The organism is Streptomyces gossypii, assembly GCF_025165795.1.
Lineage (GTDB): Bacteria > Actinomycetota > Actinomycetes > Streptomycetales > Streptomycetaceae > Streptomyces > Streptomyces gossypii.
Map to the genome: position 1 here is coordinate 175,194 of NZ_JAJAGO010000002.1, position 21,450 is coordinate 196,643.

The window sequence follows — 21,450 nt, forward strand, 5'->3', positions numbered from 1 at the left end:
GGGCTTTCTGCCGTGTCCGGGATTTCTACGGACTTCAGTCTTTCTGCGCTACTCACGTTGCTCTTACCTCCGGATCACCAAGTAAGCGGGAGCTCTGCGATCGCATGGGTCATCATGTCCGGCTTCCAGACGATTTCCTCCGCGGGAACCGCCAGGCGCAGGTTCGGGAAGGTGCGGACCAGCACGTCGTACGCCTCCTGGAGCTGCACGCGGGCGAGATGTCCGCCGATGCAGTAGTGCGGACCCTTTCCGAAGGCGATATGCGCGTTGTCGGTCCGGTGTATATCGAATACCTCAGGGTCCGTGAACTGCTTGGAATCGGCATGGGCCGACGAGATCAGCGGCATGACGCCCTCGCCCCGGCGCACCGTCCCGGACGGGAGCTCGACGTCCTCCGTGGCGACCCGGAGGAAGCCCACATCGGCGGGGAAGTCGTACCGGAGCGTCTCCTCGACGGCGGCGGGGACCAGCCTCGGGTCAGCCACGAGTTCCGCGTACTGCTCGGGGTGGCGGAGCAGCGTGAACACGCCGCGCCCGATCGACGTCATCGTGGTCTCGTGCCCGGCGAGCAGGAGTGAGCGGGCGGTGTCGCACAGCTCCGCACCGCTCAGCCGGTCGCCGTCCTCGCTCGCCTCGATCATGGTGTCGAGCAGGTCCGTGCCCGGTTCGCGGCCGTGCCGCTCGATGAGTGCGAGCAGGTAGGCGAAGAACTCCTCGCGCCCCTCGACCCGCTCCTGGGCCATGTCGGGCGTGATGCTCATCGCCACGTACGACCAGTGCCGGAACTTGTCGAGATCGCTGTCGGCGACCCCGAGTATGCCCGCGATCACCCTCATCGGCAGCGGTTCGGCGAGTGCCGCCATCAGGTCGACGGGCCGCGGGGAGGCGAGCATGCCGTCGACGAGTTCCTGGACGATCTCCCGGACGCGCGGCCGCAGCTTCTCGATGTTGCGCACGGTGAACGCACGGCTCAGCAGCTTGCGGACCCGCGAATGCCGGGGCGGGTCCATGTTGATGAGCGTGTCGCGGTCGTCGGACATGTCCGCGCCGGACTGCAGCCGGGGGCAGCCCGGCTTGCTCAGGTCACGGCTGAACCGCGGGTCGGTCAAGACGGCCTCGACGTCCAAGAAGCGCACCGCGAGCCGTACCTCGTCACCGCTGGGCAGGGTGACCTGCCCGAGCGGGTCGGCCTCGCGGCGCCAGGTGCAGCTCTGCGGGACTCTGCCGAGCGGCTCTTCCGGAAAGGGAAAGAATTCAGCGGACATGGCGGTCAGCTTTCGAAGGTGAGAAGTGGTACGTCGTACAGTTCGGTGTGCACCGGGCGGCGCATTTCCGGGCCGGTGACCTCGATGATGAGCATCTCGGTGAGATACTGGACGGTCGCCGAGATGAGATGGCTCGAATAGGCGGCGGCCGAGAGCTGCTTCAACCCGACCGTGACGTGGATGTGCGGCACGATCGTCTTGCGGTCCGGGTCATAGGAGAAGGTGCCGCAGCCCACCGCCTCGACCTTCTCCAGATATACCGGGGTGCGCACGGGCGCTTCCGGGTCGTCGACGCGGTCGCAGGTCCCCGCGAGCTCGGTCTCGGCGAAAGCCGCGAGAAACATCGGGATGTACCCCTGCCGGACATCGTTGTCACGGCAGAAGTCGGAAAGAGTCTGGAAGAAGTCCTCCTTGTGGTCGAAGTTGAGTCCGAAAGAACGTCCGGTCTTCAGCTCGCTCATACGCATGCGTAGGCCACTCCGATCTGATGGATGGGTGTGCGGGCGGATCGCGCCGGTGTCAGACGTCGACGCGGAGTTCCTGGTCTTCCAGCCAGGCGTTCAGGTCCAGCACCATCTCCAGGCTGATGCGCGTCACCGTCGAGGAGGTGTCCTCGGCCGGCGCCCGCAGCAGCTTCCGTACGGCCTCCTGGTCCAGCAGCGGCAGCACCGGAGCCTCCCCGCCCGCGACCAGTTCGGTCAGCGCACCGCGCAGGGCCTGCCCGTAGGCGGGGTCCTGGGTGGCCGGGTAGGGGCTCTTGCGCCGCTCCAGGACCGACGAGGGCAGCAGGTCCGAGACGGCGGCGCGCAGCAGGCTCTTCTCCCGCCCGTCGAAACTCTTGAACGACCAGGGGGTGTTGAAGACGTACTCGACGAGCCGGTGATCGCAGAAAGGCACCCGCACCTCCAGGCCGTGCGCCATGCTCAGCCGGTCCTTGCGGTCGAGCAGCATGCTCACGAACCGGGTGAGGTGCAGGTAGGAGATCTCCCGCATCCGGCGCTCGGTGGCGCTCGCGTCCGGCAGGTACGGCACCTCGGCAAGCGCCTCGCCGTACCGGTCGCGTTCGTAGGAGAGCACGTCGAGCTGCTTGCGCAGCGCCGGGTCGAAGAGGTCCTCGGGCCGCTGCTTCTGCATCATCACGACGAGCCAGGGGAACGTCGGAGCCGCTACCGCCGCGGGGAGGTGGAACCAGGCGTATCCGCCGAAGACCTCGTCCGCCGACTCACCTGAGAGAGCGACCGTCGAGTGCCCCTGGATGGAACGGAACAGCATGTACAGCGAGCTGTTCATGTCCCCGCTGAACTGCGGATACTCCCAGGCGCGCAGCACGTCCGAGCGCAGCCGCGGGTCGGTGAGTTCCTTGGTGTCGAGCAGCAGGTCGGTGTGGTCGGGGCGCAGATGGGCCACCACGTCCCGTGCGTACGGGCCGTCGGGGCTGCCGCGCATCTCGTCCGGCTGGAAGTGGTCCGCGTAGCCGTCGAAGTCGACTGCGAAGGAGCGGATGTCGCCGTGCTTCATCGCCAGGGCCGTGAGCGCGCTCGAATCGAGGCCGCCCGAGAGCAGGCTGCACAGTGGCACGTCGGCCACCAGCTGCCGTTCCACGATGTCCTCGAGGAGGTCGCGCACCGTGTGGATCGTCGTGGCGAGGTCGTCGGGGTGTTCGCGGGCCTGCAGGGACCAGTACCGGCGGGTGCTCAGGCCCTGCCGCCGGACCTTCAGCAGGTGTCCGGCCGGTACCTCGTGCATGCCCTTGTAGACCGAGGTCCCCGGCGTCTGGGTGATGGTGAAGATCTCCCGCAGGCCGTCGGCGTCCACCGCCCGGTCGGCGCGCGGATGGGCCAGGATCGCCTTCGGCTCGGACCCGAACAGCACTCCGCCGTCCGGCAGCGGGTAGTAGAAGAGCGGCTTGACACCCATCCTGTCGCGTACGAGCAGGAGTTCCTCGCGCCGGGAGTCCCACAGCGCGAACGCGTAGATGCCGTTCAGCCTGGTGACGAAGCCCTCGCCCCACTCCAGGTAGGCGCGGAGCACGACCTCGGTGTCGCTGTGGCTGCGGAAGTGATGGCCCTTGGCCTCTAACTGGGCGCGTAACTCCCGGAAGTTGTAGACCTCACCGCTGTAGGTGAGCACGGCCGCGTCCTCGGCTGCCATGGGCTGCCGGCCACCCTCGATGTCGATGACCGCCAGCCGCCGGTGTCCCAGACCCACATGCCGGTCCAGCCAGACCCCGACGCCGTCGGGCCCGCGCAGGGCCATGGTCTCGGTCATGGCGGTCACGGTGGCGCGTTCCCTGGTGAGGTCCCGGTCGAAATCTACCCAGCCTGCGATTCCGCACATACGTCTTCCCAATCTGATTTCGCTCGGCCCGAGTTGTCCGGCGCGTTTCACCCAGGCCGCGGCTGAGCGGGCATGCCGAATGCATCGGCAGGGTGAGGGACACGCACCGGGAAGAATCGGAATGAGGGCTATGGGGGTTGGCAGCTCTTGGGTTCGGCATCTTCACGGTTTTGTTCGTTGCAATGGCCAACGAGATCGGATACGCGGGTGATCCGTCTGACGTGAACACCGACCGCAACCGGGCTAAGGGTCGCTTGGTCGCCCGGTGAAGGGACGGTGCCCTGCTGGTCCAGGCTCCGGTGGGCCTGTCACGATGGCGAGCGGGCAGGTACGGAGCGCGCCGGATTCGTGTGTACAGAAGGCGGGGAGAACGCACGCCGCGATGATCCGCGACCTGCGGGCTTGCATTTCGCTGTGCGATGCGGCAATTGGCTGGCGTCAGCCCGCCGTGCAAATAGGGGCTGCCGCTCCGTGCGAAAGGCCGGCGAGTCACCGGCCGAGGTGCTCATCAACTGTCATACACAGACATGCGGCCAGAACCTTTTGTCGATCCCCCGTGGTCCCGGTGATTGGGACGTTAGCAGGATGAGAGTTCCGGCGCCGTCGCACGTATCACTTCCGGCCCACTGAGAGCCCGTTCGGGCGGTCCGCCACGAACCGTTCGGGCAGTGATGCCCCCGTACGGGGAGATTTCTGGGCAGCTCGTCACCAGAGTGATCCCCCTGGGCACGGCACCGCGCAGGCGCCGTGTCAGCGGTTCCTCCCCTTCCCGGGCCCGTTGGGGCATTGTTGCGCAGCCGTCACCTCGGGCAGGAAACGGATGGGCGAAACACGCCACCGGGCTCCTGTGAGATGGCCGAGTAGCACTCATGTTCCCGCCAGGAAGCCGGTGGGCCGGGCCGGAAACCGGCCCGGCCCGGCCCACCGTGGGGTCAGGCCCGCAGCCATACCGCGGTGTCCCGCGGCAGCAGACCCTCTTTGTCCAGCGGGCCGCTCGTGAGCAGCAGGCTGGTGTGCGAGGGGAGTTCAGCGGGCAGCTCGCTGAGATTGACCACGCAGACGAGACCGTCGGTGCGGGTGAAGGAGAGCACACCTCGGTCGGCCGGCAGCCAGCGCATCGGCCCGTCGCCGAAGCCCGGCTCGGTGCGGCGCAGGCGCAGGGCCTCACGGTAGAGAGTGAGCATCGAATCCGGGTCGCCGCTCTGGAGGTTCGCGGCATAGGAGGTCCAGCCGGCCGGCTGCGGCAGCCAGGGACGGGCCTCCTCACTGCCGAAGCCCGCGTGCGGGGCCGCGTCGTTCCATGGCAGTGGCACCCGGCAGCCGTCCCGGCCCGGATCGCTGCCGCCTGAGCGGAAGTGCATGGCGTCCTGGATCCGGTCGAGCGGGATCTCCGCCTCGGGGAGGCCCAGCTCCTCCCCCTGGTAGAGGTAGACCGAGCCGGGAAGCGCCAGGGTGAGCAGGGCGGCGGCACGGGCACGCCGGGTGCCGAGCTCCAGATCGGTCGGGACGCCGTACGCCTTGGTGGCGAAGGCGAAGCTGGTGTCGGTGCGGCCGTAGCGGGTGACCGTGCGGGTCACGTCGTGGTTGCACAGCACCCAGGTGGCGGGGGCACCGACCGGCGCGTGGTCGGCGAGTGTCGTGTCGATGGAGGTGCGCAGCTCGGCCGCGTCCCAGCTGCAGCCCATGAAATGGAAGTTGAACGCCGTGTGCAGCTCGTCGGGGCGCAGGTAGCGGGCGAAGCGCTCGGAGTCCGGCAGCCACACCTCGCCCACGAAGACGGCGCCGTAGGCGTCCGCGACCGACCGCCAGGAGCGGTAGATCTCGTGCAGTTCGTCGCGGTCAAGGTAGGGGTGCGGGTCGCGGCCCTCCACGAAGTCGGGCAGCTCGGGATCCTTGGCCGGCAGGGCCGCGGAGTCGATGCGTACCCCCTCGACGCCCCGCTCGAACCAGAATCTCAGCACGTCCTCGTGCTCCTGACGTACCTCTGGATGCGCCCAGTTGAGGTCCGGCTGCTCGGGCGCGAAGAGGTGCAGATACCACTCGCCGTCGGCGACCCTGGTCCAGGCGGAGGCTGAGGCGGCGAACTGCGAGGCCCAGTCGTTGGGGGGCAGCTCGCCGTGACCGCCTCTGCCGGGGCGGAAGTGGAAGCGCTGCCGCTCGGGGCTGCCGGGGCCTGCCGCCAGGGCTGCCTGGAACCAGACGTGCTGGTCGGAGACATGGTTGGGGACGATGTCGATGAGGGAGCGGATGCCGAGCGTCCGCGCCTCGGCGATCAGCTTCTCGGCCTCCGCGACGGTGCCGAAGGCCGGGTCGATGATGCGGTAGTCGGCGACATCGTAGCCGCCGTCGATCATCGGCGACAGGTACCAGGGGTTGAACCAGAGTGCGTCGACGCCGAGTTCGGCCAGGTAGGGCAGTCCGGCGCGTACGCCCGCCAGATCGCCGGTGCCGTCGCCGTCGCCGTCCGCGAAGCTGCGTACATACACCTGGTAGATGACGGCCGAACGCCACCATTCGTCGGCGGCATGCTGGCTGCCTTCCATAGGGCGGTTTCCTTTCGGAGGCATGGGATGCGGGCAGGGTGGAACCGTGCCGGGGCATGAGGGAGCGGGGCCGGGCACGAGGGAGCGGGGCCGGACCGGCCGTGGCAGCGGTTGCGGGCTCAGCCCTTGGTGCTGCCGGCGCTGATTCCGGCGATGATGTGCCGCTGGAAGATCAGGAACATCGTGACCATCGGGATGCTGGCGATCACCATCGAGGCGATCACGACGGTCAGCGAGACGTTCTGCGACAGCTGCACCAGGGCCACGCTGATCGGCTGCTTCTCCGTGTCGGAGAAGACCATCAGCGGCCAGAGGAAGTCCTGCCAGACGGCGACGAGGGCGAAGATCGAGACCACGCCGAGCACCGGCCGGGACATCGGCAGGACGATCGACCAGAGGGTGCGCAGCCTTCCGGCGCCGTCGATCTCGGCCGCCTCCAGGATGTCCCGTGGGATCTGGTCGAAGAAGCGTTTGAGGAGATAGAGGTTGAAGGCGTTGGCGACGGCGGGCAGCCAGATCGCCATGGGGTCGTTGAGCAGGCTGACGTGGATCAGCGGCAGATCGGCGACGGTCAGGTACTTCGGTACGACGAGCGCCTGAGCCGGCACCATCAGGGTGGCCAGGATGCCACCGAGGATGATCTTCCCGAAGGCGGGCTTGAGCTTGGAGAGCGCGTACGCCGCCGCCGTACAGAAGACGAGCTGCAGGACCCACGCACCTGCGGCCTGCACCACCGTGTTCCACAGATGGGTGGGCAGCTCCATGACGTCCCAGGCCTCGGTGTAGCCGCTGAACTGCCACTCGTCCGGGACCAGGGTGGGCGGCGTCCGCGTCACTTCGTCCGGCGACTTCATCGCGCCGGAGACCATCCAGTAGACGGGGAACAGGAAGGCGAGCGCGAACAGCAGCACCACACCCGTGAAGACGGACCAGTAGATGACCTTGCCGCGGCGGCGGGCGAGGGTGAACGGGGAGACCAGGGTGCGGACGGCCGGGCTGCTCATGAGGTCTCCTCCGGGGAGCGCGTGAGCCGCAGATAGAGGGCGGAGAAGGCGCTGAGCAGGACGAGGAGCATGACGCTGAGGGCGCAGGCACCGCCGAAGTCGTTGTAGAGGAAGGCGTACTTGTAGATCAGGTAGAGGACGGTGACGGTCGAACTCTCCGGTCCGCCACCGGTGATCACGAAGGGTTCGGTGAAGACCTGCATCGTCGCGATGATCTGCAGGAGCATCAGCATCAGGATGATGAAGCGGGTCTGCGGGATGGTGATGTGCCGCACCCGCTGCCAGAGGCCGGCGCCGTCCAGCTCGGCGGCCTCGTACAGCTCGCCGGGGATCCCCTGCAGCGCGGCCAGGTAGATCAGGACCGTGCCGCCCATGTTGGCCCAGGTGGCCACGATGACGAGGGAGACCAGTGCGGTGTCGGCGCCGTTCGTCCAGTTCGAGGTCGGCAGGTGCACGAACCGCAGCGCCTCGTTGGCAAGACCCGTCCCGGGGTCGTAGAACCATTTCCAGAGCAGGGCGCTGACCACCGGCGGGATCATCACCGGCAGATAGACGACGACCCTGAAGAACGCCCTCGCATGCCGCAGTTCGTTCAGGACCAGGGCCATCACGAACGGGATGGCGAAGCCGATGACCAGGGCGAGCAGGGTGAAGGTGAGGGTGTTGCGCCAGGCCGCGCCGAACTCGGGGTCCTGGAAGACGCGGGTGAAGTTGTCGGTGCCCACCCACTGGGGATCGGAGCCCGGGGTGTACTTCTGGAAGGAGATGATCACCGCGCGGATCGCCGGATACCAGGAGAAGAGGGCGAAGCACAGCAGCCCGCCGATCAGGAATCCGTACGCTCTCGACTGATCGGCCAGCCGGCGGCGCAGCTTGCTTCCGGGGCGGCGGCCCGCCGGTCCCTTCTCCACCGGGGAGGACGGGGAGGACGCGTCGGCGGCGGACCGCTCGGGTGCCGGAAGCACCTGCTTTGATCCGGTCTTCATCGCCGTTTCAGCCCCGGGCCAGGATTCCGTCGATCTTCCCGGAGGCGTCGCCGAGAAGCTTGTCGATGTCGGCGTCCTTCTTGGTGAGGACCGAGGAGACCGCAGCGTCGAGGACCGAGTAGATCTGCTGGGCCTTCGGCGGCTCGATCTTCAGCTCCAGCTCGGTGTTGCCCTCCAGGAACGACTCGTAGTTCCTGACCGGGACGTTGGCGTACTTCTTCTTCAGCTCCTGGTCCTTGGCGTCGGTCGGCCCCGTGAAGAGGCGGGGCTCGGGCAGACCGACCGGCGAGTCCTTCCCGGCGGCACGCTCGTAGTCGTTCATGAAGCCCTGGCCCGGAGTGAGGAAGGTCCACTCCAGCCACTTCAGGCCGGCCTTGATCTGCTCGGGTGTCGCCTTCTTGTTGAACATGTAGCCGTCGCCACCGATCAGCGTGCCCTTGCCGCCGGGCATCGGGGCGAGGGCCAGGTCCTTGTAGTCGCCGCCCTTCTCCTTGACGAGAATCGGGATGTTGTCCGGGGCCGCCAGGTACATGCCGAGCTTGCCGGTGCCCATCATCTGCTGGGCGTCGTTGATGACCAGCAGCTGCTTGTCGCCCATGGAGTCGTCCTCCCAGCGCATGTCCTTGAGGTTCTGCAGGACAGCTCTGGCCTCGGGGGTCTCGACGGTGGACTTCTTGCCGTCCTCGCTCACCAGGTCGCCGCCCTGCGAGTACAGCTCGGCGGTGAAGTGCCAGCCGCCCTGGTTCTGCGCGCTGTAGTCGGCGTATCCGACGGTTCCGTCACCGAGCCCGGCGATCTTCTTGGCTGCCGCGCGGACCTCTTCCCAGGTGGCCGGGGGCTTGTCGGGATCGAGTCCGGCCTTCTCGAAGAGCGCCCTGTTGTAGACGAGGCCCATCGAGTAGTTGGTGCGCGGTACTCCGTAGACCTTGCCGTCGATCGTGTAGATGTCGCGGATCTGCTGCTGTACGTCCTGGAAGCTCTTCATCTCCTTGACGTACGAGGTGATGTCCGCCGCCTGGTTGATGTCCACCACGTGCTTGGCGTCGGTGTAGTACGTGTAGAAGACATCTTCCATCTGGCCGCCGGCGAGCTTGGCGTCGAAGGTCTTGGGGTCCTGGCACGGGAAGGCGTCGTGCGGGACGACGTCGATGTCCGGGTTCGCCTTCTCGAAGGCCTTGATGTCGGCCTCGAAGAACGACCGGTCGGTCTTTGCGCTCTTGGGCGGCATGCAGTTCACGGTGATGCGGGTCTTGCCGTCCGCCGTGGAGTCGTCGGCGGAGCTGCATGCCGCGAGCACGGTGAGCGCGACGGCGGAGGCTGCGGTGGCGGTGAAAGTGCGGCGAGCCGCCGGGCGAAGGCCAGAACTTCTCATGGGTGGACCCCTCTGAGGCAGGAGTGCGGGAAGCCCACAGCTGCACGCTGTGTGACGCGCCACACTCAACCACCAACGACGGATCCCCGCAATATGTCGTGCTCCTCTTGTAAATATTCGACAGGGCGTTGGTTCTACTCGCCGACTTCGCTGCGCGGGGCTAGGCGGCGTGGCCGCGCGGAGCCTGGCCGGTGGATCCGCGGACCACCAGCTCGGGCTCGAAGAGCAGCTCTTCGAGCGGGACCACGCCGCCCTGGATCTGTGCGCTCAGGAGTTCGACGGCGGCCCGGCCCATCGCCTCGATCGGCTGCCGCACGGTGGTGAGCGGGGGTTCGGTGCAGTTCATGAACGCCGAGTCGTCATAGCCCACCACCGAGATGTCACGCGGGACGTCGAGTCCCTTGCGGCGGGCGGCGCGTACGGCGCCGAGTGCGATGGGGTCGCTGGCGCAGACGATCCCGGTCACGCCGCGCTCGATGAGCCGGGTCGCGGCGGCCTGGCCGCCCTCGAGCGAGAACATCGCCCGCACGACACGCTCCTCGGGCAGCTCGAGCCCGGACGCCGCTGCGGCCTGACGGGCCATGTCCAGCTTGCGCTGTGAAGGCATGTGGTCGGCGGGACCGAGCACCAGGCCGATGCGCTCATGGCCGAGGGAGGCGAGATGACGCCAGGCCTGTTCGACGGCGACCGCGTCGTCGCAGGAGACGCAGGGGAAGCCGAGGTGATCGATTGCCGCGTTGACGAGGACCACGGGGATCCTGCGGTCGGCGAGCTGCTTGTAGTGGTCGTGCGGGGCGTCCGCCTGTGCGTACAGGCCGCCGGCGAACACCACCCCGGAGACCTGCTGCTGGAGCAGCAGCTCCACATAGTCCGCCTCGGAGACGCCGCCCTTGGTCTGGGTGCACAGCACCGGGGTGAGGCCCTGCTGGGCCAGGGCTCCGCCGATCACTTCGGCGAATGCGGGGAAGATGGGGTTCTGCAGTTCGGGCAGGACCAGGCCGACCAGCCGCGCCCGCTCTCCGCGCAGCTGCGTGGGGCGCTCATAGCCGAGCACGTCCAGGGCGGTCAGCACGGACTGCCGGGTGGACTCGGAGACCCCCGGTTTGCCGTTGAGCACCCGGCTGACCGTGGCCTCGCTGACCCCGACCTTTTTGGCAACCTGAGCAAGTCGTCGCGTCATGTACGCAAGACTAGCGCAAGGCTTGCAAATTGCTTACTGCCCTAGTCGGGTCCGACTGCAAGAAGGCGTGAATTCGTCGTGAACTTGCAGCGATTCGCCCTGAACGCCAATGACCAGTGAATGCGGCAGCGGATGCCGGACCCCGGAACCAACGTGGTCAGCAGCTCGTTTTTTGCGGATTCACGCCGCCCCCTTGCACATCTTACTCTCGCACGGACTGTAGACCTCTCTACAAGTCTCCGGGATTCTCGCACAGCTGACTGCAAAAAATGTGCACCTGACCATATCCGGCTCTCCGACGGGGAGTCGGCACAGCGCCGACACGGACCGGACGACCATCACCAACGGCTCCACGGACAACCTCGTCTCCAACAACGAGGCGCGGGCCACCGGCGACGACAGCTTCGCGCTCTTCTCGGCGATCGACGCCCGCTACCCGATGAACGGCTTCCGGCCCGGACCGACCAGCCTTGAGGACATCACCGTCGAACGGGCGGGGGCACCTTCTGGAAGGGGCGCACCTTCCCCGGTATCCGGGCGTTCTCCGCGTCCAAAGCCTTCCGGGGAATCCGGGTGAACGCCGTCGACATCATCGACCCGACTTGAACTGGACGATGCCGCCCGGGCGTGGTCCCGGGCGGCATCGCCTCTGCGCCTCTCCGCCTCTCGGCCTTTGGAGCTAGTCGGCCGCCGCCTTGGCACCCCCTCCGTTGATCACGAACTGCGAGCCGGGCTCGACAAGGATGTCCCCGTCGGCCGAGTCGGTGATCGTCACGTTCTCGAGCGTCGCACTGCCACGGGCTCCGCCCATGGCGAGGATGCCGGAGCCGTTGTTGGACTTGGAGATTTTCACGTCCGTGATCTTCACGTCCGGCATGGCGCCGCCGCCGGTCTTGAACTGAATGCCGTCGTACGTCGAGTCATGGATGTCGGTGTCGCGGATCGTGACACCGGGGATGTCCGGACCCTGCGCGAACAGCGTGATGGCGCCGAACTCCTGGTCCTCGTTCCAGAAGGCGCCGCCCGTGCGGTAGAGGCCGTTGTTCGCGATCAGCGTCTGCCCGGAGAAGGGCAGCGGGTCGTGATCCGTCGCGAGCATGATGCCGGGGTAGTTCATCGTGTCGGAGATCAGGTTGTTCTCGATCTTGTTGCCGTACCCCCCGTACACCGCGATGCCGTTGGCGCGCCAGGGCAGCTGGACCGTGTTGTTGCGGAAGGTGTTGTCGTGGCCGACGTCCACCGAGGGGTCCTTCACGTACTTGTTGGCCCAGACCGCCAGCGCGTCGTCCCCGGTGTTGCGGAAGGAGGAGTTGAACACCGTGGAATTGCGGGTGCCGTTGGAGAAGTTCACGCCGTCCGCATAGGTGTTGCGGATCCGCATGCCGCTGAACTCCACGTTGTCGCCCGGTCCCCACAGTTCAGGGATGTTGCTGTAGTCGCGGCCGACCCACGCGGCCACGTTGGCGTGCTCGATCCACACGTTGTTGATCTTGGTGTCCTTGCCGAACCGGCCGTTGAGGCCGACCCCGCCCTCGTGGTTGCCGTCCCCGCCACGGATGGTGCCCGAGCCGAAGATGGCGAGGTCGGAGATCTTGGTGTTGTCGTCGATGTCGAAGCCGAAGTTGCCCTCGTGCGGATGGTTGATGCCGCCCGCCTCGTGCGGCGGGGTCAGCGTGTAGAGCTGGGAGTGCCACATGCCCGCGCCGCGGATCGTGACGTCACGGATGCCCACCTGATTGAACTGGCCCCGGTTCTCTGGGTCGTCGGTGAGGATCTTCTGCTCCTGCCGCCACTGTCCGGCCGGGATCCACACGCACTCGATGTCGCCGTTCTGGTCGGCGGTCACGGCCCGCTGGATCGCGCCGGTGTCGTCGGTCCCGTCGTTCGGGGTCGCCCCGTACTCGGTTATCGAGGTGCATGCGGCAGGCTTGCTCGCCGCCGGTGCCACCTGCTCCAGATCGACGAGATCGACGATGTAGTAGGCGGCGGAGTCGTCGGCGTCACGCTGCAGCCGGAACTCGGTGCCCGGCGGGTACGTCTGCGCGAGCAGCGCGTGCGACTCGTCGAAGAGCCGCCGTGCGTCGCCGCCCGGGGTGTTGGTCAAGCCCTCCGGACTGTCGGTGCTGCCGTAGAGCCAGCTGTGCTTGGAGGAGAGGGTCAGCTTCTGTGCGAACTCACCGTCGGCGTAGAGACTGAGTGTTGCCTCGCTGCCTCCGCCGCCCGGTGCGTCCGGGATGGAGTTGCGTACGACGATGGAATTGGACGCGCTGGTCGAGGTGAACTCCACGAACTGACCCGTGGAGCTGAGGCGTACCGACTCACGCCCCGAGGACTCGGTGGCGAAGTTGGTGTGGCCGAAGGTGCGCTCGGCATCGGACTCGAGGAGCGTGCCCTCGTACTCGCCGTCCTCCGCCTCGTATTCGACATAGGGCACGGCCGCCCCGCGTCCGACCACGACGGAGCGCGCGAACACGTTGTTGTCCTCGTTCGTCTCCTTCACGCTGTCGGTGGCGTCGGCGCTCGCGGTGAGCGTGGCGCCACCGCTGGTCGCGGTCCAGCTGCCGCCGATGTCGACGGTCGCCGTCCCTTGGGCGGGGATCGCCGGAGCGGTGCCGTTCAGGGTGGCGCTGCCCACCGTCAGACGTGTCACCGAGCCGGCGTCCACCGCGCTGGTCCCGCGGTTGTGGACCTTCACGGCGAACCTGACCTCCGCGCCGACTGCCGGGTTGGCCGGGTCGGAGCTGATGCCGGTGACCTCGAGATCGGGGCCCGGGCTCTGGCCGACTTTCAGTTTCGCGTCGGCGGTGCGGCTGTTGTTGCTGTCGTCCCGCTCGGGAATCGTGTCCGTCGGGTCGACGGCCGCGGAGACGGTGTAACTTCCCTGTGCCCGCTTGCCGATGGCGACCGGCACGGTCGCCGACTCACCGGCGCCGAGCGCGGCCACCGGAGCGCTGCCCGCGACCGTGCCGTCCAGGCTGACGTTCGCCGTCGTCGCGGCCGCGGCCGCCGAGCCGGTGTTGCGCACGGTGGCGTTCACCGTTACCTCGTCGGTCTCCGTGGGCTGTGCGGGGTCCCAGGCAAGATCGGTGAGGGTCAGGTCCGGATTGGCCGCCGGGGTGCCGAGCACCTGGAACTCCGCGACCTGGCCGCCGTACCCGGAGCTGTTGCCGGAGATCTTCAGCTGTACGTCGGCGTAGCTCCCGGTGACCGGGATGGTCACGGTGTTCTGGTTCCCCGAGGGGCTGAAGGTGTAGTCGGCACGCGCTTTCACCGAGGTGAGGCTCTCGCCGGACTGCTCGCGCCCGAGTACCTCGATGCTCTGCGTGCGCGCCGACCAGGCCGGGTCGGGGTTGAGCTTGACAACCACCGACTGGAGATCGGCGTTGGCGCCGAGCTTCACCGTCAGCGTCGACGGATGGCCGCTCGCCTCCCAGTAGGTGCTGGTGCTGTCGTCGTTGGCGTTCGTGGCGAAGTAGTTCTGCGTCGACGAAGACGCTTCGATCGGCTTGTCCAGCGCCAGATTCGCCGCCTCGGCTTCGGGTGGCCGGGCGGCGGCTGTGCCGGAGGTCAGGGGCATGAGCCCGAGGGACAGCAATGCGGTGCTGAGCGCGGCGGTGATGAGCCGACGGCGGTGTTTCTTCCCTCTCATGGCGTCCTCTGTCTCATGGGGCTGAGGAGTGGGGCCTGGCAATTGCGTGAACTGACTACCGACTTTGAGTAAAATCGTCGCTCTTTTGCGGTGCCAGTACCACACATTTACCACGGGTCACGGGGTTGTCAACGCTTCGCACATGACGGCCACCTGCCGCCGCACAACACGGCAGGTCAGCATCCTCAGTCGGACCCGGCGGCGGCACCCGGCGGGGCCGTGCCCACGAGCACCAAGAAAGAGCCCCCGACGCCGCGTTTCCGCAGGGCGGGGGTCAGCTGGCAAGCGGGGCCGAAGCTCAGGTACTCCGGCAGGAGCACCGGCGGCGAGTGCGTGGACACCGATGGCCGTGCGCCACGTTCTCGGCTGTCTGCACCGAATCGAAGACCGTGCTCTCCTCGACTTCACGGCCGAACAGATCGGCGAGGGCGCGGACTACCGCACGCGCGCACGCCGCGCTGGAGCCGAGCCCACGGCTGGGCGGGATCGCACAGTCGATGACCGCGTCGAGGTGCGGGCTGACGTGCGGGCTGACGTCCACGGGCGTTGCGGCCCGCCGGGCTCGAGGGCGGCCGGTGCGCACGGGGCCGCCCGGTGAAGCCGGTCGGACCCGGGCCGACCCAGGTCCGACCGGTGGTACGGGCCGTCCGCTCAGGACTGCGGCCGACGACCGTGGTTGGCCGCGTTCTTGCGGCGGGCCTTCTTCTTGCGACGCCGCTTCGATGGCATGTCGCCTCCTCTCGACGGTGATGACCGCCCTACTTCTACCACTTCACAGCAGTTTCACGCTTGCCGAGGGTGCACCCTTGCCGAGCGCGGAACCGCACCGTCGCACAAGGCTCTCCGGGGGGAAGTCCCTCGCCCTCCCCGGCCCGGTCCCTGGGTCCGCTACCCGGCCCGGTCCGGCGGGTCAGGGCACGCGACGAGGGTGATGGTGGCGGTAGCTCCACACAAGCAGGGCGACCAGCAGAAATCCGGAGAGGATCAGCCCCGAGCCGGTGCTCCAGCCGGCCAGCGGCAGCTCCGGCACCAGCCCCCACACCACCCCGGCGGCAACCAGTGCGGCGGCCACGCACGCCGAGCCCACGAGGCGCCATCTCAAGGACACGCTCTCCTCGGCAGCCCGCATGGCCCGGGCCCGTACGGGGCCGACATACCGCTCCACCGCGGGGAACTCCCGGGCGAGCACCACCAGCCCCGCCAGCACCAGCAGCAGGCCGGGCCCGGGGAGGACCAGCAGCGCGGCACCGATCGCCAGCAGCACGACACCGGCCGTCAGCACCAGCAGCCGCTTGACCGACCGGGTCACTGCCATGTGCGGGCCTCCTGTCATTGCCGTGACATGCGGGCTCACGGTAATCCAGGCACCAGCGGGGGAGCGGCTGCCGCTCCCGGCGGGGCCCGCGCCGGCCGCCGGGCGTCCGCCGTCCGAGTCACCGGCGGGCCCCGGTGCCTCCGCCCGGAGATTCCTGGCTCCGCTCGGGGTTCCGGCCGACCGGCGAGGTCCGCCCTCGGTTACCGTGGAGGTCGCCGCTTCAGGAGGTGGACCACCGTGTCCGGTCTGATCAACAGGATCAAGGAGTTCAGTCGGAGCCCACAGGGGCGGAAAGCTGTCGACTCCGCCCGGCGGGCGGCTGCCGACCCCAGGAAGCGCGCGCAGGCCATGCGGCTGCTGCGGCGGCTGCGCGGTCGGCACTGACCCGCTCCCCCGCCCGGCGACCTCCGCCCCGCCCCCGCTCCAACTCGCGGTCCCGGCCCCGCCGGAGGCGAACTCTTGGCGTCGAGTAGGCGAACCCCTGCCCTTTTGGTATGCAGCGGGCGAATCATCTGCTGGGCTGCCGGGCATGCCCTCTCTCGGCTCCACTGCCGCAGGCCGCAAGGCGCTGCGACCGATCATCCGATACCTGGACCGCCACATCGAGCGCGTCGTTCGCAAATCGAACGCCGACGAGGTCAAGGAGCTGCACTCGCGGCTCGACACGATGTCCGAAGAGCTCCAGGAGGCCCGGGTGTCCCGCTACACCCTGGAGCTGCTGTTCGGCAAGGAGGGGCGGCCCTCGCCCCGGATGCCGACCAAGGGGTCCATCGACACCCTGGTCAAGGAGGTGGAGGCCGCGACGGGGGAGCGGAACGCCCGCCCGTACGTCGCCGCGGCCTTCCGGACGCTGGCCGAGGTGGAAATGCGCGGCGTCGGCCGGATCGCCGGCGGAACGCCCAACATCCTCGGCAAGCTCGTCACCCCCCAGCTGCTCGGCCCGCCGAACGCCGACGTACTGGAGATCGGCACCCTGTACGGCCTGTTCTCCTCCGCGCTCGCCCGGCAGTTCTCGCGCAGCGGGCAGCGCTGCTCGCTGACCATCGTGGACCCGCTGGCCGAGGTGCAGCTCCAGCCCGGCACCGACAACCCCAAGGACCCCTCGGGCTCGCCGGTCAGCGAGGCTGTCGTCCGGGCGAACCTGGAACTCGCCGGGGTACCGCCGGAGCGGGTCCGCCTGCACCAGGGCTTCTCCGGCGACCCGGCTATCCGCCAGGCGGTGTCCGACCGCTCGTACGGCGTGGTCGTCGTGGACGGTGACCACTCGGCCGAGGGCGTGCGCGCCGACCTGGAGTGGGTCGAGGGGATCATCGCACCCGGGGGCGTGGTGATCGTCGACGACTACGGAGACCGCACCTGGCCGGGGGTGAAGCTGGCGGCGGACGAGTACCTCACCGCGGAGACCCGGTTGGAGCTGGTGGGGGCCGTGTCCACGAGCGCCTTCCTGCGGGCCAAGGCATGAGCGCGAAGCCGCTCCAGGTGCGCGTGGACGGCTGACGCGGCGGGCGGCGTCGCTTTGGGTCGCGTCGCAGCTGAGCGGTGTCTCCGCGACCGCTTCAACGAGACCACCTGTTTCCGTCCTGCTCGATCCCGCTGCCCCGACGCGGTGTGCCCACCAGTGGGCATACCGCCAGGAGCCGTTGCGGGGGCAATTCGAGACGACCACTTGAGGCACTTCTCACCAGCAGTATTCCAGAGGCTGACGAAGCCGAGGGGCCCGGTCTCCGACTCCCGCCGCCCGCATGCCCACCCAATCGCATGCGGGCGGCGGGTTCATTTCCCTCGCGGCAAACAGTCCGCTCGCGGTCGACCGCGACGACAAAGGGCGCGTCATTCGTCCCTTTTCAACGCCTTCTTCTCGCTCTTGAGGATCCGCGCCGCCTTGCCTGCCGAACGCGTGAGCTCTGGCAGTTTCTTGATTGCGAGGACGACGACGACCACGAGGAGGATCAGGGCCAGTTCACCGAAACCGAACATCAGGTCAGCTCTCTCCTCGGAAGGCGCGGCGAGCCGACGACGCACCGGAATCTACAGCGATGTAGAAGTATCCCTGGGAGTGGGAGGACTCAACAAGCCCGCATTCCAGCCCGGTTGACCGGAAACAGTGCGCCGCACGGAGGAACAGAACAGGATGACGGACCGCACGGCCGGTGTGGTTCCCACCCGCGAGATCCTGGCGCGGACGTGCCGCGGGGTCACGGAAGCGCGCTGGTTCGCCGTCACCGTCTTCACACTGATCCTCGCCAACGCCGCCTTACTCGGAGTCCAGACGTACTCGGGGCAGGCCGAGGACTGGCAGCGCTGGTTACGCGTCGCCGAGCACACCTGCGTCGCCGCCTACGGTATCGGCGACGCGGTCCGTGCGGGCCTGGAGATCTCCCGCTGGACCATCCTCTACTACGCCTCCTACGTCCTTCTCGCTTCCTTCGTCAGAGCTCTGCCCAAGAGGGCCTACAGGTGGCTGGCGATAGTAGGCATCAGGTCCTGGAAGGTGCGGCCATTGGCCGGTTCTCCCATAGCGGACATGTGCCAGGTACCGCCGGAGCGGTGGACCTTGGCCATGATCTGGGCGGTGTAGGCGCCGCCGCCGGAGAGGGTGTAGCGAGCCAGCTCCTGACCGGTGTTCTCATCGATGAGACGGCAGAAGGCGTTCTCCACCTCGGCGAAGGTCTGGCCGGTGAAGGAGTTGACGGTGAAGACGATCTGCTCGACGTGGACGGGCACACGCGACAGGTCCACAAGAATCGACTCGTCGTCGCCGCCTTGCCCGGCACCGCCGACGAGGTTGTCGCCGGTGTGGCGGACCGAACCGTCGTCGCTGACCAGGTGCTGGAAGAAGACGACATCGACCGCCTTGCCCTCGGCGAAGAGCACCGCCGAGGCGTCGAGATCGATCTCGCGGGCCCTGAGCTTGGCAAGGAAGCCCTTGCGGGGTGCGGCCTGCCAGCCCAGCCCCATGCGTACGACGCTGAGCCCCGGCCCTCCGGTCTTCTCCAGGCTGATCTGCTGGCCCTTGGTCAGCGTGACTCCCACCGGTTTTCCTCCTGGCATTGGGGGCGGGCCGGAGAGTACCGGCCGAGTAACACACCGGCATGACCCATGTGTATCTACATCACTGTAGAGGACGCGAGCGGGGGTCGTAACCGGCGACGGAGGAACCGAATCAACCCACGCTCGATCAGGGCCTGACACCACCTGGCGTGGGCCCGGGCAAGAGTGGCGGCATTGGTCGGCCAAGGCGTCGTTGACGGGGCAGGACCGGCCGCACGCTTGAGTACGATGAACCACCCGCAGCAGCACGCGGGCCAGGAGGCAGGAGGCTGACGGCATGACGGACCAGAACAAAGGTGGTGCCGATCAGCATCCCCGGCGGCGCGGACAGGGCGAGCTGGAGGGACAGGTGCTGGCCGTTTTGCGCCAGGCCCCCAAGGCGGTCACCGCGGCCTGGGTCCAGGACCGGCTGAGCGGCGATCTCGCGTACACCACGGTGATGACCATCCTGACCCGGCTGCACGCCAAGGATGCGGTCGCCCGCCAGCGGGTCGGCCGGTCCTTCGAATGGACGCCAGTCGCCGACGAGGCCGGGCTCGCAGCCCTGCGTATGCGGCGGGTGCTGGATGCCGAGACGGACCGGGGGGCGGTCCTGGCGAGCTTCGTGACCGTACTCTCGCCGACGGATGAGAGGCTGCTGCGCGACCTGCTCGTCCAAGCCCCCGGTGAGGAGGAAGACCGGTAGTCATGGGGGTCTTCGTCTTCCTCCCGCTGGTACTGCCCCTGACGGCCTGGCCGATCGCCCGCCTTGCCGAACAGCGCCTGCATCCCAAGGCAGCGACCTGGCTGCTGACCGGCGTTACCGCTGTGTTCGCGGTGTGCAGCACTCTCTGCCTGGCGCTGCTGATGGTGGTCGGCACCGCACAGTTGCCCGGTAACCCGCTGCCCGACGGCTGGTCGGACCCGGAGGTCCGTGAGGCGGTGCCCTATGAGGAGGTCGCGGGCAGGGCCGCCATCCCCGCCCTGATCGCGGTGCTCGCGGCGTGCACCTGCGCGGCTTGGCAGCACCATCGGGTACGCCGCCGGGCCGCGAACGCTCTTGCGGGACTGCCCGCCACGTCGGTGGCGGTGCTGCCCGACCCGACGCCCTACGCGTACGCGCTCCCCGGCAGGCGGGACCGGATCGTGGTCACGACCGGAATGCTGGCCGGGCTCAAACCGTCCGAGCGGCGCGCCCTGTTCGCCCATGAACGCGTGCATCTGGCCCGCCGCCACCACCGGTTCCTGCTCACCGTGCAGCTCGCGGCGCGAGCCAACCCGTTCCTGCGGCCGCTGCGGACCGCCGTCGCCTACACCGCTGAGCGGTGGGCGGACGAGGAGGCGGCCGCCGCTGTCGGCAGCCGGCACACCATGGCACGGGCGATCGGCAAGTCGGCACTGCTCTCCCGGGGTGCGCCGCTCGCCACGCTCGCGCACTTCGCCGCCGCAGCGGGGCCGGTGCCGCGCCGGGTTGCCGCCCTGCTGGGACCGGCTCCTGCGGGAGCGAACTGGCCGCCGGTCTTCACCACGGTCGGTCTGGCCACCTGGGGAGCCGCGGCCGGCACCACCGTCTCAGCGCTGTCCTCCGCGAACTCGACCGTCACGCTGATCCTCATCCTGCGCGCGGCCACCCCTATGTAGCCGGAGCGGCAGGCATTGAGGAGGGCTGCCGCCGAGGCAGCAGCACCCCGGGGCGGGGCACAGGCTCCTTACCCCTCGTCTTCTTCTTCGTCGTCGCCTTCGAAGAAGTCACCGACCTCGTCGACAGCTTCTGCCGCGACCATGCCGCCGACCACACCGACGGCGAGGCCCGCCGCACCGGCTGCGACCACGGTGCCCATTCCCGGACCGGACCGGTGCCCGTGACCGTCGCCGTGCTCATCCTTGTGGGTGTGGCTGCTGTGGGCGCCGTGGGGATCGCCGTGCCCGTCGTATCCGCCGGGGTGCGAACCGCCGTGCCCGTACGAGCCATGCGGCTCACGGGAGGCGTGGTTCTCGACCAGCTGGCGGATCCAGCCATCGACTTCGGCGTGCCAGTTGAGCTGCTCGACACCGTCGTGGCTGACGGTGTAGCGGGTCACGGCGTCGTGGCCCTCGGTGAAGAGACCGCCACGCTTGTCGGCCTCCAAGACCACGTCCAGCCCTCCCGGGCCGGCGAGGAAGGTCACCTCGATCTCGTTGATCCGGTGCGCGTACTGCGCAGAAGGGGAGAGCTCGATCTCCTGGTAGAAGGGCAGCTGCTGTCCGGTACCCCCGATGTGTCCCAGCTCCAGGTCTGCGGACCTGAAGCCGAAGCCGAGCTGCCCGAGCGCTTCGAGGATGGCCTCCTGGGCGGGCAGCGGGTGCACGGACAGGGGGTCGAGGTCGCCCTTGTCCTTCGCGCCCGCGACCGCCAGTCCGGTACGTACCCCGAGCAGGATGCCCAGGGGCTGCCCGTACAGCTCGGTGACCGGGGTCTCCCACGGCAGCATCACGCTGAAGGGCACGCTGTGCAGCTCACCGGCGGCGAGGCGGAAGTTCCCGCCCACGCTGAACCGGTCGAAGACGACCGCGCCCTCGGATTCCCCGCCATCGTGCTCTGCCTCGACGCGGGCCACGAGCTCCAGGGTGAGGTGATCGATCGTGAAGTCGGTGTCACCGCCCTTGAGATTCACCTCCCCGCTCAAGGTGCCGCCGGGCAGCACACCACCCTGGGCAAGGACCGTGTCCACCGTGGGGCCACCCACACCGAGCGAGCCAAGCAACCGCCTGAACACCATCGTGGCGTTC

18 protein-coding genes and 3 pseudogenes are annotated in these 21,450 nt (G+C 68.3%); 6 read left to right on the top strand and 15 right to left on the bottom strand.

The window, feature by feature from the left end:
* Nucleotides 1-74 precede the first annotated feature (74 nt).
* The 8 genes from LHJ74_RS04275 to LHJ74_RS04310 form a co-directional block, all read right to left on the bottom strand.
* The gene (locus LHJ74_RS04275) at nt 75-1,265 is read right to left on the bottom strand and encodes a cytochrome P450 (protein WP_260216144.1); all 1,191 of its coding nucleotides are present in this window, start codon (nt 1,263-1,265) and stop codon (nt 75-77) included.
* Nucleotides 1,266-1,270: 5 nt separating this feature from the next.
* Complete coding sequence (locus LHJ74_RS04280; protein WP_260216145.1) at nt 1,271-1,726, bottom strand: PPC domain-containing DNA-binding protein; 456 nt, start codon at nt 1,724-1,726, stop codon at nt 1,271-1,273.
* Nucleotides 1,727-1,784: 58 nt separating this feature from the next.
* Nucleotides 1,785-3,602, bottom strand: a complete 1,818-nt coding sequence (gene asnB / locus LHJ74_RS04285) for an asparagine synthase (glutamine-hydrolyzing) (RefSeq protein ID WP_260216146.1) — start codon at nt 3,600-3,602, stop codon at nt 1,785-1,787.
* A 932-nt stretch (nt 3,603-4,534) separates the two neighbouring features.
* On the bottom strand, nt 4,535-6,145 hold the full coding sequence (locus LHJ74_RS04290; RefSeq protein ID WP_260216147.1) for a glycoside hydrolase family 13 protein: 1,611 nt from the start codon (nt 6,143-6,145) through the stop codon (nt 4,535-4,537).
* A 119-nt stretch (nt 6,146-6,264) separates the two neighbouring features.
* Entirely contained in the window at nt 6,265-7,149 is an 885-nt protein-coding gene (locus LHJ74_RS04295; protein WP_260216148.1) for a carbohydrate ABC transporter permease, read from the bottom strand.
* Nucleotides 7,146-8,135, bottom strand: a complete 990-nt coding sequence (locus tag LHJ74_RS04300) for a carbohydrate ABC transporter permease (protein WP_260216149.1) — start codon at nt 8,133-8,135, stop codon at nt 7,146-7,148. Before LHJ74_RS04300 ends, LHJ74_RS04295 begins: the two co-directional genes overlap by 4 nt.
* Nucleotides 8,136-8,142: 7 nt before the next feature.
* Nucleotides 8,143-9,507 (bottom strand): ABC transporter substrate-binding protein, encoded by a 1,365-nt coding sequence (locus LHJ74_RS04305; protein WP_260216150.1) that lies wholly within the window; start codon nt 9,505-9,507, stop codon nt 8,143-8,145.
* Nucleotides 9,508-9,667: 160 nt separating this feature from the next.
* A complete protein-coding gene (locus LHJ74_RS04310; RefSeq protein ID WP_260216152.1) occupies nt 9,668-10,687 on the bottom strand; it encodes a LacI family DNA-binding transcriptional regulator in 1,020 nt (339 codons plus the stop codon).
* A 325-nt stretch (nt 10,688-11,012) separates the two neighbouring features.
* On the opposite strand from LHJ74_RS04310, the pseudogene LHJ74_RS04315 reads away from it, so the two are divergent.
* Nucleotides 11,013-11,290 (top strand): annotated as a pseudogene (locus tag LHJ74_RS04315) (hypothetical protein); the annotation flags it as partial.
* A 76-nt stretch (nt 11,291-11,366) separates the two neighbouring features.
* Here the strand turns inward: LHJ74_RS04315 and LHJ74_RS04320 are convergent.
* The 4 genes from LHJ74_RS04320 to LHJ74_RS04330 form a co-directional block, all read right to left on the bottom strand.
* Nucleotides 11,367-14,336, bottom strand: a complete 2,970-nt coding sequence (locus tag LHJ74_RS04320; RefSeq protein WP_260216153.1) for a CARDB domain-containing protein — start codon at nt 14,334-14,336, stop codon at nt 11,367-11,369.
* Between the two features lie 298 nt (nt 14,337-14,634).
* Nucleotides 14,635-14,919 (bottom strand): GHMP family kinase ATP-binding protein, encoded by a 285-nt coding sequence (locus tag LHJ74_RS04325; protein WP_311203251.1) that lies wholly within the window; start codon nt 14,917-14,919, stop codon nt 14,635-14,637.
* Between the two features lie 68 nt (nt 14,920-14,987).
* Nucleotides 14,988-15,065, bottom strand: coding sequence for a 50S ribosomal protein bL37 (locus tag LHJ74_RS34600; protein ID WP_511262216.1), 78 nt, complete (start codon nt 15,063-15,065; stop codon nt 14,988-14,990).
* Between the two features lie 181 nt (nt 15,066-15,246).
* On the bottom strand, nt 15,247-15,651 hold the full coding sequence (locus LHJ74_RS04330) for a PGPGW domain-containing protein (RefSeq protein ID WP_260216155.1): 405 nt from the start codon (nt 15,649-15,651) through the stop codon (nt 15,247-15,249).
* A 237-nt stretch (nt 15,652-15,888) separates the two neighbouring features.
* Here LHJ74_RS04330 and LHJ74_RS04335 point away from each other — a divergent pair, with 237 nt between their 5' ends.
* A complete protein-coding gene (locus tag LHJ74_RS04335; protein WP_260216156.1) occupies nt 15,889-16,035 on the top strand; it encodes a hypothetical protein in 147 nt (48 codons plus the stop codon).
* Between the two features lie 145 nt (nt 16,036-16,180).
* Complete coding sequence (locus LHJ74_RS04340; protein ID WP_260216157.1) at nt 16,181-17,113, top strand: class I SAM-dependent methyltransferase; 933 nt, start codon at nt 16,181-16,183, stop codon at nt 17,111-17,113.
* Between the two features lie 371 nt (nt 17,114-17,484).
* Here LHJ74_RS04340 and LHJ74_RS04345 read toward each other — a convergent pair.
* Nucleotides 17,485-17,628: pseudogene (locus LHJ74_RS04345) on the bottom strand (twin-arginine translocase TatA/TatE family subunit); the annotation flags it as partial.
* Nucleotides 17,629-17,782: 154 nt separating this feature from the next.
* Here LHJ74_RS04345 and LHJ74_RS34335 point away from each other — a divergent pair.
* Nucleotides 17,783-18,082, top strand: a pseudogene (locus LHJ74_RS34335) (hypothetical protein); the annotation flags it as partial.
* Nucleotides 18,083-18,102: 20 nt separating this feature from the next.
* Here the strand turns inward: LHJ74_RS34335 and LHJ74_RS04350 are convergent.
* On the bottom strand, nt 18,103-18,684 hold the full coding sequence (locus LHJ74_RS04350) for a TerD family protein (RefSeq protein ID WP_260216159.1): 582 nt from the start codon (nt 18,682-18,684) through the stop codon (nt 18,103-18,105).
* A gap of 295 nt (nt 18,685-18,979) precedes the next feature.
* Here LHJ74_RS04350 and LHJ74_RS04355 point away from each other — a divergent pair, with 295 nt between their 5' ends.
* The gene (locus LHJ74_RS04355; protein ID WP_260216160.1) at nt 18,980-19,387 is read left to right on the top strand and encodes a BlaI/MecI/CopY family transcriptional regulator; all 408 of its coding nucleotides are present in this window, start codon (nt 18,980-18,982) and stop codon (nt 19,385-19,387) included.
* 2 nt (nt 19,388-19,389) lie between these two features.
* Nucleotides 19,390-20,322: a M56 family metallopeptidase gene (locus LHJ74_RS04360; protein WP_260216161.1), complete on the top strand. Its 933-nt coding sequence runs from the start codon at nt 19,390-19,392 to the stop codon at nt 20,320-20,322.
* A 68-nt stretch (nt 20,323-20,390) separates the two neighbouring features.
* Here LHJ74_RS04360 and LHJ74_RS04365 read toward each other — a convergent pair whose 3' ends face one another.
* Nucleotides 20,391-21,440: a sporulation protein gene (locus LHJ74_RS04365; RefSeq protein ID WP_260216164.1), complete on the bottom strand. Its 1,050-nt coding sequence runs from the start codon at nt 21,438-21,440 to the stop codon at nt 20,391-20,393.
* Nucleotides 21,441-21,450 lie beyond the last annotated feature (10 nt).